At 72.9% G+C, this 11701-nt stretch carries 10 protein-coding genes; 3 read left to right on the forward strand and 7 right to left on the reverse strand.

What is annotated here, in order from left to right:
• The first annotated feature begins 25 nt into the window (after nucleotides 1-25).
• Nucleotides 26-2761, forward strand: coding sequence for a S8 family serine peptidase (locus tag Q3W68_RS21945; protein WP_302907228.1), 2736 nt, complete (start codon nucleotides 26-28; stop codon nucleotides 2759-2761).
• A gap of 58 nt (nucleotides 2762-2819) precedes the next feature.
• Nucleotides 2820-5714 (forward strand): hypothetical protein, encoded by a 2895-nt coding sequence (locus Q3W68_RS21950; protein WP_302907229.1) that lies wholly within the window; start codon nucleotides 2820-2822, stop codon nucleotides 5712-5714.
• A gap of 141 nt (nucleotides 5715-5855) precedes the next feature.
• Here Q3W68_RS21950 and Q3W68_RS21955 read toward each other — a convergent pair whose 3' ends face one another.
• Both Q3W68_RS21955 and Q3W68_RS21960 read right to left on the reverse strand, forming a co-directional pair.
• Nucleotides 5856-7046, reverse strand: a complete 1191-nt coding sequence (locus Q3W68_RS21955) for a DUF418 domain-containing protein (RefSeq protein WP_302907230.1) — start codon at nucleotides 7044-7046, stop codon at nucleotides 5856-5858.
• Nucleotides 7043-7231 carry a hypothetical protein gene (locus Q3W68_RS21960; RefSeq protein ID WP_302907231.1) on the reverse strand — a complete coding sequence of 63 codons (189 nt, stop codon included), beginning with the start codon at nucleotides 7229-7231 and terminating at the stop codon, nucleotides 7043-7045. Before Q3W68_RS21960 ends, Q3W68_RS21955 begins: the two co-directional genes overlap by 4 nt.
• Nucleotides 7232-7331: 100 nt before the next feature.
• Here Q3W68_RS21960 and Q3W68_RS21965 point away from each other — a divergent pair, with 100 nt between their 5' ends.
• The gene (locus Q3W68_RS21965; RefSeq protein ID WP_302907232.1) at nucleotides 7332-8216 is read left to right on the forward strand and encodes a TetR/AcrR family transcriptional regulator C-terminal domain-containing protein; all 885 of its coding nucleotides are present in this window, start codon (nucleotides 7332-7334) and stop codon (nucleotides 8214-8216) included.
• A 63-nt stretch (nucleotides 8217-8279) separates the two neighbouring features.
• Here Q3W68_RS21965 and Q3W68_RS21970 read toward each other — a convergent pair whose 3' ends face one another.
• From Q3W68_RS21970 to Q3W68_RS21990, 5 genes are all read right to left on the reverse strand, one after another.
• Nucleotides 8280-8780 carry a MauE/DoxX family redox-associated membrane protein gene (locus Q3W68_RS21970; RefSeq protein ID WP_302907233.1) on the reverse strand — a complete coding sequence of 167 codons (501 nt, stop codon included), beginning with the start codon at nucleotides 8778-8780 and terminating at the stop codon, nucleotides 8280-8282.
• Between the two features lie 3 nt (nucleotides 8781-8783).
• On the reverse strand, nucleotides 8784-9095 hold the full coding sequence (locus Q3W68_RS21975) for a S24/S26 family peptidase (RefSeq protein WP_013287125.1): 312 nt from the start codon (nucleotides 9093-9095) through the stop codon (nucleotides 8784-8786).
• Nucleotides 9092-10870: an ABC transporter ATP-binding protein gene (locus Q3W68_RS21980; protein ID WP_302907234.1), complete on the reverse strand. Its 1779-nt coding sequence runs from the start codon at nucleotides 10868-10870 to the stop codon at nucleotides 9092-9094. Before Q3W68_RS21980 ends, Q3W68_RS21975 begins: the two co-directional genes overlap by 4 nt.
• Nucleotides 10871-10873: 3 nt before the next feature.
• Nucleotides 10874-11356: a hypothetical protein gene (locus Q3W68_RS21985; protein ID WP_302907235.1), complete on the reverse strand. Its 483-nt coding sequence runs from the start codon at nucleotides 11354-11356 to the stop codon at nucleotides 10874-10876.
• A gap of 68 nt (nucleotides 11357-11424) precedes the next feature.
• Nucleotides 11425-11661: a hypothetical protein gene (locus Q3W68_RS21990; RefSeq protein ID WP_302907236.1), complete on the reverse strand. Its 237-nt coding sequence runs from the start codon at nucleotides 11659-11661 to the stop codon at nucleotides 11425-11427.
• Between the last annotated feature and the right edge of the window lie 40 nt (nucleotides 11662-11701).

Genomic DNA, 11701 nt, shown 5'->3' on the forward strand with positions numbered 1-11701 from the left:
AGCCCATCCGTCGAGACGAAGAATCGTGACCGTGGTGGTGGCCGCCGTGGCCACGGTGCTCGCACTGAACGGCGCGGCCACCGCGCTGCCCTCGACCGCGCCGGAGCCGCCGACGGCAGCGGCCGCGAAGGCCAAGATCCGTCCACAGCTCCAGACCCAGCTCAACGCTCAGGAGTCCCCCGTCGACTTCTGGGTCTACTTCGACGCGAAGGCGGACCTGAGCGCGGCCCGGTCGATGCGGGACTGGAACGCGCGCGGCACGGCGGTGGCCAAGGCGCTGCGGCAGGCCGCCGAGGAGAGCCAGCGGGCGGTACGCGGGGAACTCACCGCCTCCGGCGTCGCGCACCAGAGCTTCTGGGCGACGAACGCGATCAAGGTGACCGGCGATCAGGCCCTCGCCGAGCGGCTGGCCGCGAAGCGTGAGGTCAGCTCGCTGCTGCCGTCGTTCAAGGTCGCCCCGCCCCCGGTCACCAAGGGCGTCAGCCGGCAGGCCGTCGACGCGGTCGAGTGGGGGGTCGCCAACATCAACGCCGACGACGCGTGGGAGCAGTTCGACGTACGCGGCGAGGACATCACGGTGGCCTCGATCGACACGGGGGTCCAGTTCGACCACCCCGCCCTGGCGCGGCAGTACCGCGGCAACAAGGGCGACGGCGTGTTCGACCACAACTACAACTGGTTCGACGCGGCCGGCACCTGCGGGGGAGCGCCCTGCGACGGTGACGGGCACGGCACGCACACGATGGGCACGATGGTCGGCGACGACGGCGCCGAGAACCGAGTCGGGGTGGCGCCGAAGGCCCGCTGGATCGCGGCAAACGGCTGCTGCCCGAGCGACGCCGCGCTGATCAGTTCGGGCCAGTGGCTGCTGGAGCCGACGGACCTCAACGGCCAGAACCCGGACGCCAGCAAGCGACCGCACGTCATCAACAACTCGTGGGGGACCAACGCCCCGTCGGACGCGCCGTTCCTGGAGGACATCAGCCTGGCGTGGACCGCGTCGGGCATCTTCGGCGTGTGGGCCAACGGCAACAACGGGCCGGGCTGCCGGACGAGCGGCGCCCCGGGCAGCCGGAAGATCAACTACTCGGTCGGCGCGTACGACTCCGACCGCACCATCGCGCCGTTCTCGTCGCGCGGGGCCGGCCAGGACGGCGAGATCAAGCCGAACGTCGCTGCGCCGGGCGTGAACGTCCGGTCGAGCATGCCGGGAGGCACGTACGCCAGCTTCAACGGCACCTCGATGGCGGCCCCGCACGTCGCGGGCGCCGTCGCCCTGGTCTGGTCGGCGGCCACGTCGATGGTCGGCGACACCGAGGCCACCAGGTCCCTGCTGGACGGCACGGCCGTCGACAACCCGGACGGTCAGTGCGGCGGCACCGACGACGACAACAACGCCTTCGGCGAGGGACGACTGGACGCACTCGCCCTGATGAAGCAGGCGCCGCGCGGACCCACCGGCAGGATCGGCGGCACCGTGAGCGACGCCGCAACCTCGAAGCCGCTGCCCGATGCCACCGTCACGATCACCGGCCCGGTCAGTCGTGAGGTGACCACCGACGCGGAGGGCGCCTACCAGTCGGGTGCCCTGCCGTTGGGCAGCTACACGATCGGTGTACGCAAGTACGGCTACGCGGCCGGCACGACCCAGGCGCAGGTCCGCGAGGGTGAAGCCGCCACCGCCGACGTCAGGCTGACCCCTCGGCCGATGAGCACGGTCAGCGGCACCGTGACCGACGGATCCGGGCACGGCTGGCCGTTGTACGCCAAGGTCGTCATCGACGGCTATCCACTCGGACCGGTCTTCACCGACCCGGTGACCGGCCGGTACAGCGTGCGGCTGCCCGGATCCGCGTCGTACACCATGCGGGTCACCGCCCAGTACCCCGGATACCGGGGCGTCCAGCGGACGTTCGAGCTGGGCGGGGCGGACCTGACCCAGGACGCGGCGCTGACCGTCGACGAGTCGACCTGCATCGCCCCCGGCTACCGCTTCAGCGGCGTCGGCGAGGACTTCGACGACTGGACCGACAGCGGTACGCGCGACGGCTGGCGGACCTCCGGCAGGCCGGGCTGGCGGTTCGACAATCCCGGCAACCGACCGGTGCCCGAGGGCGGGGGCGGCAGGTTCGCCGTCGCCGACTCGACGGTCGGCGCCGGGAAGCGGTTCGACACCACCCTGACCTCCCCGGCGATCGACCTGTCCGGCGACGCCTCTCCGAAGCTCACCTTCCGCACGTCCTACTACCCCGACGACGCGGGGCAGCGGGCCGCCGTCGGCGTGTCCACCGACGGCGGCCGGACCTGGAAGACGGTGTGGCGGCAGACCACCAGGCACGCGTTCGGCCAGGTCACGCTGCCGCTGCCGCAGGCGGCCAACCGTGCGGACGTCCGGATCCGGTTCCACTACCAGGGCCGCGACGCGTGGTGGTGGGCGGTCGACGACGTCTTCGTGGGCGACCGCGCCTGCCGGCCGGTCGAGGGTGGGCTGGTCGTCGGGTTCGTCACCGACCGCGACACCGGCGCGCCGGTCTTCGCGACCGTGTCCCGGGCGGAACAGCCCGGGGAGGCCGGCACGGGCGTCACCACACCGGCGGACCCCGCCCTCGGCGACGGCCTGTACTGGGTCTTCAGCTCCGCGACCGGCGGCACCGAATTCACCGCGCGCGCGTCCGGCTACCAGACCGGCACCGCGACGGTCCCGGTCCGCGCCGACGCGGTCGTGACCCGGGACTGGTCGCTGGCCCCGGCAGGTGGCTGACATGCCGGACGACGCCGTGCAGCGCGGTCCCACCAGCTCGCCCGACAAGGAGCAATTCGTGACCACACCACGCAGCGACCTTCACCCCCGCAGACGCCGTCGGCTACGGCTGCTCGCCGCCGGCTCCGCCCTCCTCACCGTGCTCACCGCGCCCGTCGCCGCCGCCGCCCGGCCCGAGGAGCCGGCCGGGCGGGTCCCGACGCCGACCGGAGCCGCGGCCGAGAACGGCCTGCGGGCGGTCTCGCTACCCGGGCTGACCAAGCCCACCTACAAGGTCACCCTGATCACCGGAGACGAGGTCACGCTGGCCCGGACCGGTGGCCGTTACACAGTCACCGCCGTCCCGTCGGCGCGGGCCGACGGGACCCGCCCGACGATCGACGTCACTGTCCGGACGGGGCCGGGCGGAGCGGACACCAGCCTCCACGCGGTGCCGAGCGACGCGCAGGCGTTGGTGGCCGGCGGCGTCGTCGACCGTAAGGTCTTCGACCTGGGATGGCTCGCCGGCCAGTCGGAGCGCGGTGGCGGCAGCCCGCTCGCCGTCACCGTGAAGTACGGCGACCGGCTGGACAAGGCGGCGCTGGACAAGCGGGTGTCGGGCCTGCCCGGCGCAAAGACCACCGCAAGGCACCCGGACGACGGCTCAGTGGACCTGCGTGTCGAACCTCACCGGGCCGCCGCCTTCTGGGCCGCCGTCAACGGCGAGCAGCGGGGCGGGCTGAGCAGCTACCTCTTCGACCGGGCCACTCCGAAGCTTGCCGGCGGCGCGGTGGCGATCTGGCCCACCGGGCTCCGCTCGGCGAAGGCCGGGCCACAGACCGACACCGGGCAGCCGACGTACCGGGTCACCCAGATCGTCAAGCGGCAGAAGGGTGAGCGGTTCTACTGCGACAACCGCCTCATGACCATCTGCCCGATCGCCGGATTCGTGCTCGCCCAGGTCGCCGGGGCCGCGGTCGGGACCGGGTACGAGTCGGTCAGCGCGCGGTGCCTGGACCAGGATCCCTGCACCACGTTCGAGGTGAACTACGAGGTGCCGCCCGGCACCTACGAGTCCGCCGGTTACACGATCTTCCGCATAGACGGCCGGGAGCAGCACCTCAACCTGGAACTGCCGGAGTTCGAGGTCGCCGGGGACACCACCATCACCCGCGACGGCGACGCGGCCCAGCAGATGACGGTCGGCACCCCGCGACCGACCGAGACGTTCATCGGCTCCCGGACCACCTTCCGCACGTTCAGCAACGGCGCCGGCGGTGGCGTCCTCAGCTTCACCGGCTACAGCAACTCCAGGTTCTGGGCCATCCCCAGCGCCCCGGTGACGGTCGGCACCTTCCACTTCGGGGTCAACTGGGTGCTCGGCAAGCCGATGCTGACCATGGCGGCCACCGCCCCCGAGCGGCTGGCGCTGACGCCGACCCTGCCGATCGACTGGTACAAGCGCCCGGGCTTCGAGGTGGTGCGGTTCGACGGCCGGCAGACGGTCCAACTGGTCGACGGCGGGCTGGGGCGGGACGCCGACCTCCGGCGGATCGACGCCCGGGGCAAGCTCGTCCTGCTGCGCATCGACGCCGACAAACCCGCCGGCGGGCAGTGCCGCGTGGGGCCCGCGCAGCTGACGCGGGCGCGGGCGGCGGGCGCCGTCGGCGTGCTCGTCGACCCGACCTCCACCGGCGGGCCGTGGCCCACCACGACCTGCCTCCTCCCGGTCGAGCCGGACTGGTGGTACCACGAGACGCAGGAGGCCGCCGACATCCCGTACGCCTCCATCCCGCTGGCACAGGCCGAGCGGCTGCGTGGGCTGCTGCGCCGCGGCCCGGTGAAGCTCGACGTGTCGGGCTACGACTCGGTCAGTCCGTACGTCTACGCGCTGCACGTCTACCAGGAGGGGCGGATCCGGGCCTCGCAGCACACCAAGCTCACCGACCGGCAGCTCGCCACGGTCGACACCGCGCTCCACGGCACGCGGGCGGAGCCGGCGAGCATGATCTACTCGGCCTTCCGGCCGAACGAGACCGCGGTCGCCGGAGTCTTCCACGGCTACGTCACCGACAGCGTCCGGTTCACCACCTACCGCGGGCCGGTCTCGCCCGACCTCGTGCGGAACCAGTTCTACGAGCCCTCGGGTTCGCAGCTCGGCGTCCGCACCATCGACGTCATCGACCGGGCGGGACCGGCCACGGCGCGGTGGGCGGCGCGACCCGTCGTGCCCGGGCCGCCGGAGCTGTCGCCCAAGATCTTCCGCACCCAACCCGGTAAGTGGGAGGGCGACTGGTCCACCGAGATCTGCGCCTTCTGCCGGCAGGGCGACACGTTCTACCCGATCACCTACCTGGTCTCCGGGACGCAGCCGGGACACCTCATCGGTTCGTACGTGTTCGAGCCGGCGAACGTGCACATGTACGCCGACGACGGCCGGGAACTGCCCCAGGGCAGCTCCACCGTGTGGGGTCCCACCTACGAGCTTCCGGCCGCGCCCGGGCGCTACCGGATGACGGCCCGGACCGCCGACGGCAGGACCACGACGGAATGGCGGTTCACGTCCGCCACGCCGACGCGGAACGAGCCGCCGCAGGGGTTCAAGTGCGTCGAGGGATCGGGCCGGCCGTGCCACGCCGACCCGCTGTTGTTCCTGCGGTACGACGCGGGCACCGGCCTCGACGACGCGGTGACCGCACCCGGCCGGCATCAGATCAGGGTCGCCGCGTACCACCAGGCGCCTGCCGCGCCGGCGGTGAAGAGCCTGACGCTCTCCGTCAGCACCGACGGCGGGGTCACCTGGCGGCGGCTCCCGACGACCGCCCGGGGCGGCGGAAACTACACCGCGAGCTACCAGGCCCCACGCCTGGCCGCCACCACGGGCACGGTCAGCATCAGGGCCAGGGCGGAGGACGCCGCCGGCAACACCGTCGAGCAGACCGTCCTCGACGCCTTCCGCCTCACCGCGCGCTGACGCGCTGTCGGATCCGCCGGGCACGTCGCGGACGTGCCCGGCGGACCGGCACCCCTGGCCTCCAGGACGGTGACCGCCGACGACGAGCCCGGCCACGCAGCGCGCGGCCGGGCTCGTCGATCTGTTCGGCGGCCGGAGTGGCTATCGCCGCAGGTCGGGCCAGCGGCGGTGGGTCCATGCGCGCAACGCCCACTCCACGGGGCCGTACCGGAACCGCCGCATCCACCACGCGCTGGTCGCCACCTGCACCGCGAAGATCGTCAGCGCGATCAGCAGCGTCTGCGCCGGCGAGGTGTGGCCGGCCAGGCCCAGCCCGACGCCGGTGAACACGAGCACGCAGAGGAGTGACTGGCCGAGATAGTTCGTCAACGCCATGCGTCCGGCGGGCGCCAGGGCGTCCGCGACGCGCGGTCGCCGGGTGAACAGGCGCAGCAGGGTCGCGGCGTAGGCCGCGGCGAGGAACGGCGCGGTGACGGCGCTGACCATCAGCCCGGTCATGCTCGCCGAGCCGCCGCCGACCGCGAACACGGCGGCGCCGGCGAGACCGACCGGATAGCCGACCCGCTCGCAGCGGCATAGCAGGTTCTCGTGGGTGGGCACGGTGGCGAGCATCCGGTGCCTGCCGGCGGCGAGGCCGACCAGGAACGCGGCGAAGGCCAACGGCCCCTGCACGGCGAGCGCGCCGAGCATTGCCGGCAACGAGCGCAGGTGCTCCAGGACGACATCACCGAGCCCGCCGCGGAGGGCCTCCGTCGAACGCGCACCGGCGGCGAGCGCGGCGGCCTCGTCCGGGACCACTGTGGCGCCGAGGACCGCGGCCAGACCGATCACGGTCGCGACCACGCCCACGATGGCCGCCGCTGCGACCAGTGCGGCGCGCGGTTCGGTCCGCCGGGCGGTGAGCAGCACGAGACCGAGCAACGCGTACGTGGTGAGGATGTCGCCGTGGTACAGCAGCACCGCGTGCAACGCCCCGAGCACGAACAGCCCGGACAGCCGGCGCAGGAACGACGGGCCGAAGGCCACCCCACGCCGGGCCGCTGAGTCGAGTTGCAGGGTGAAGCTGTAGCCGAACAGGAATGAGAACAGCAGGTACGCCTTCATCGCGAACAGCAGTTCCGCCGCACCTGCGACCAGCCGGTCGACCGTGCCGTGCGCCGGATCGTCGACCAGGTGGAACTCGAATCCGGAGCTGAAATACCACACGTTGGCCAGCAGGATGAACAGCAGCGCGATCCCGCGCAACGCGTCCACGACGTTGATCCGGGCGTCGTCGTCGTGGGCGGCTGCACCGCGGGCGCGGCCCTGCCGGTCGGGTCGGAGCGCGCTCATGACGCCGAGCCTCCCGCGACCGCGAGGGGCACGTGCCGCCTCTTCGTCGCGGCATTCCGGTGGCCGTCGGCTCGGTGCCGTCGGCGAACATCCCCCGGGGCGAGGTCGACGGCGACGCCGTCGAGCGCGGCCACCGGGTCGTCGTGGGTCCTACGCTCCGGGTCCAGCTGCACGATATCAGTCATGGCGTACACCGTACGAGCGCACTATGGAGGGCAATAGTGAGGCTGTCCCCCGTATTCGCTCTCGGGGTATCGTCACTGCACTAGTGCACGGGAGGCCGCTGTGGAGGAACCGCCGTACCGCCGGATCGCCGCCGATCTCGCCGGCCGGATCGCGTCCGGCGAATTCGCCCCCGGAACGAGGATCCCGTCGACGAGGCAGCTCATAGCCGAGTACGGGGTGGCGATGGCGACCGCGACGAAGGTCCTGGCCACCCTGCGCGAGCGGGGTCTCGTCGAGCCCGTACGGGGCGTCGGCACCGTGGTGGCCGCCGATGTGGGCAGAGCACCCGGCCCGGACCGTGCGCAGGTGGTCGCCACCGCCGTGGCCACCGCCGACGCCGAAGGGCTGCACGGCCTGTCGATGCGCCGGCTCGCCGGTCGGCTCGGCATCCCGACGATGGCGATCTACCGGTACGTGGCCGACCGCGACGAGCTGGTGATGTTCATGATCGACAAGGTCATGGCCGACAATCCGCCCCCGGCCCTCACCCCGGAGCGCGACGGCTGGCGGGCCTGCCTCGAGGCCATCGCCCGGCTGCAATGGGCGATGTACCGTCGGCACACCTGGCTGGCCGAGGCGGTCTCCTTCACCCGGCCGCTGCCGGCCCCGCACGCGATGGTCCATACCGAATGGATGATGCGGGCCCTGGACGGACGCGGGCTCGACCTGAACGCACAGTTCACGGCGGCGGTGACGGTGGCCAACCACGTTCGCGGCACGGCGGTGAACCGGGCCGAGGAGGCGCAGGCCGAGCAGGACAGCGGCCTGACCGACGCCCAGTGGTTGGAGGCCCAGGAAGGACGCATCGGCGCGGTCCTGGCCGACGGGCGGCTCCCGCTGCTGGCCCGCTTCGTCGCCGCCGACGACGGGGTCTGGAACCTGGACACACTCTTCGAGTTCGGCCTCCAGCGCCTCCTCGACGGCTTCGCCCCGCTCCTGCGGTGACGGCCTCCGCCTCGCGCGCGGCCACGACGAGCACCGGGATCCGGGCCACCGGAACCTGCGAGGTCACGTGCGGCTGGCGGCGCCGAACAGGTAGCGCAGCTCGTCCAGCATGACGACCAGTACGCCGACGGCCAGCGCGGCGGCGCCGGCCAGAACCGCCTCGCCGGGGCGTACCGCACCGGCCGGCGCGAGCGCGCCGGCGACGGCACAGGCGACGAGGAACGCGTTGCGCCACACGTGGTGCCGGCCCAGGGGCGCGGCGGTGCGGCCGAAGCAGCGGCAGGTGCCGCCGCCGCGCCGCAGGTTCGCGACGACGGCGGCGGTGAAGGCGAGCAGCAGGGCGCCCGAGGCGAGGAACCCGGCCAGCGGGAACACCGCCAGCAGGACCACGGCGGTGAACTCGGCGGCGACCACGGCCGCGGCGAGCGGGCCGGCGGGCCGGTAGCCCATGTCGCGCACGGAGCGCGTGAACTCGCGGTAGGCGTCGCGGCCGGAGACCTTCCCGACCGCCGCCGCCAGCAGGACCGTGCCGAGCAGCACCCGGCACCCGATCTCGACGTACATCTGTCATCGCCTCCCTCTGACCACGCCGAGGACTGCCTCGGGTGGCACCGCGCCGAAATGCCGCGAGTCCTGGCTGTGGGTGTTGTCGCCCCGTACCGTCACGGCGCCGTCCGGTTCGACCCGGTGCACCCGTTTGACCATCCACGTCAGGTCCGAGGCGGGGACGACGTCGCGGGCCCGGAAGACGACGAGGTCACCGACGGCGGGCGCCCGGCCGACGCGGACGATGAGCCGGTCGCCGTCGCGCAGCGTCGGCGCCATGCTCTGCCCGCTCACCACCACGAGGCGCCAGCGGCGGCGCAGCCAGCCGGTCACGTCGCCGCCAGCTGGTAGCCGTCCGCCTGGAGGCGGAAGAGCCGGGCGTACTCACCGTCGGCCGCCATCAGCTCGTCGTGCGTGCCCGACTCGACGACGCGCCCGGCGTCCAGCACGACGATGCGCCGCGCGTCGCGCAGGGTGCTGAGCCGGTGGGAGATCAGCAGCCCGGTGCGGCCCTGGCGGATCCGGGTCAGCGAGGCGTGCACGCGGGTCTCGGCGTCCGCGTCGAGACCGGAGCTGGGCTCGTCCAGGATGAGCAGGTCGGCGTCGGCGCGCATCAGGGATCGGGCGAGCGCGACCCGCTGCCACTGCCCGCCGGAGAGCGTCACGCCGGGCTCGCCGTCCTGGCCGGCGAAGGTGCGGCTGAGCAGCGTGGCGTACCCGTGGGGGAGGGCGCGGAGGCGGTCGTGGATCTCGGCGCGTGCGGCGGCCTCGGCGACCTGCTCGGTCGTGTGCGGCAGCCGGCCGATGCCGACGTTCTCCTCGGCGGTGAGGTCGTAGCACATGAAGTCCTGGAACACCGCGCCCATCCGCCGGCGCACCGTCTCGATCCGCAGCTCGCGCAGGTCCACCCCGTCCCACGTGATCCGGCCGCGGTCCGGGTCGTAGAACCGGCAGAGCAGCTTGACCAGGGTGCTCTTGCCGGCCCCGTTGAGTCCGACGAGCCCGACGGCCTGCCCGGCGGTGATCGTGAGGTCGACGCCCCGCAGGACCCACGGGCCGCCCTCGTCGTAGCGGAACCACACGTCCTCGAACCTGATCGCGGTGCGCAGCGGCGGCGCCGGCAGCGGCCCGTCGACAAGGTCGGTGGGGCTGTCGAGGACGGCGACGTAGTGCCGGAACAGCCGCATGGCGGCGCCGGCCTCGCCGAGCTGGGCGGCGATGCCGGCCAGGCCGCTGTGCGCCGCGGTGAACGCGGCCAGCAGGAGGGTGAGGTCGCCGAGGCTGAGCCGGCCACGGACCGTGGCGTTCACCGCGAACACCGTCGCGGTGAGGGTCACCGCGGCGCCGGCCAACGCCCAGCACGCCTGCACCGTCGTGGTGTGCCGGGCGGCGGCAAGCTCGATCCGGGCGGCCGAGCGCACCGCGCCGGTGAGCCGGTCGTGGAAGAACCGGCCGAGGTGGTAGAGGCGCACCTCCCGGGCGGCGCGCAGGTCGGTCAGCACGGTCTGGAACAGGAACCGGGCCCGGAACAGGCCGGCGCTCTCCTCCACGGCCCGCGCGGTCCGCCGGGACAGTCGCAGTTGGATGAGGAAGTCGGGCACCGCAACGGCGAGCAGGAGCAGACCGGCCGGCGGCCAGAGGGACGTCAGGATCACGGCGAAGCCGCCGATGGTGACGACGTTCTGGGCCACGTCGACCGCGAACATGACGACCACGTACGGCGCCTGGGTGGCGGCCTGCTGGGCCAGCGCCAGCCGGTCGCGCAGGGCCGGCTGCTCGAACGGGACCAGCCCGACGAAGGTGTTCAGTTTCCGGTACAGCCGCACGTCGGCGGCGATCGTGATCGCGTTCTGCAGGGCCGTGGTGAAGTATCCGGACACCCGGCTGGCGATCGCGGCCAGCGCGCCCAGGACGGCGATCGCCACGGCGTACCAGGTGGCGGTCGACGGGTCGGCCGAGCGGCCCCTGCCGACCTCGTCGAACAGCAGCTTGGTGAACCACGCGACGCCGATCGGGGGCGCCGCGCCGATGACGACGAGGGCGACCGTGGCGGCGAGCGCCCTGCGGTCCGCGCAGCCCAGTCGCAGGGCGGCTCGCAGCGTGGCCACGTCTCAGGCCAGAACCGGAAGCTGGTGGCTGGAGCTGACGACGACGCCGTCGACGACCGACAGGACGGCGGGGAAGCCCTTGACCCCGAACTCCTTCTCGGCCTGGTCCTCGTCGATGGTCGCCGTGTCGAAGTCGGCCAGGCGGGGAGCCATCTCCACCGTGTCCTCCGGCATGCCGATCATGAACACGAAGGTGTCGTGGCGGTAGCGCCGGGCATCGGCGGTGAGGGTGTCCAGGATGGTCTGGCACGGTGGACAGGTGGGGGTCAGCATGACCACCGTGCGCCGACCGGCGGTCAGGTCGACGTGCGGGAAGCCGGTGACCTCCAGGCCCGGGCCCGGCAGCACCTCGGGGGCGGCCCCGCCGTCGTGGGCGGTGGCGGTCCGCGTCTCCCGGAGCCGTCGGGCGAGGGCCAGGGTCAGAACGAGGTTGAGCACGGCGACCGTGCCGATCACGGCGATGGCGGCGTAGGCGAAACCCGGCATGGGAACTCCTCAGCGAGTCAGCGGGGTGGGGGCCGCGCCGACGGCGCGGCCCCCGAGGATGTGCCAGGTCAGCAGACGCCGACCTTCTTGGTGTAGCAGATCGGCGACGACGTCGTGACCGAGCACACGCCGGTGCAGGACAGGGTGCTCCGCCGGTAGTAGCGGAAGTACGAACCGCCCGAGCAGTAGCCGTTGGACACCGCGCAGCACGACTGGCCGTGCTCCGGCACGCAGGCGCCGGCCACCTCGCGGCCGAGCACCTTGCTGAGCATCGCGTCGCCGACGCGGTTGACGAGCTTGGTCATGGCAGACCTCCTTGGTGGGTGACTGCCATCACTGTGCCGG

Origin of the sequence: Micromonospora sp. C28ISP2-4, from assembly GCF_030519385.1 — a bacterium.
GTDB classification, from domain to species: Bacteria; Actinomycetota; Actinomycetes; order Mycobacteriales; family Micromonosporaceae; genus Micromonospora; species Micromonospora tulbaghiae.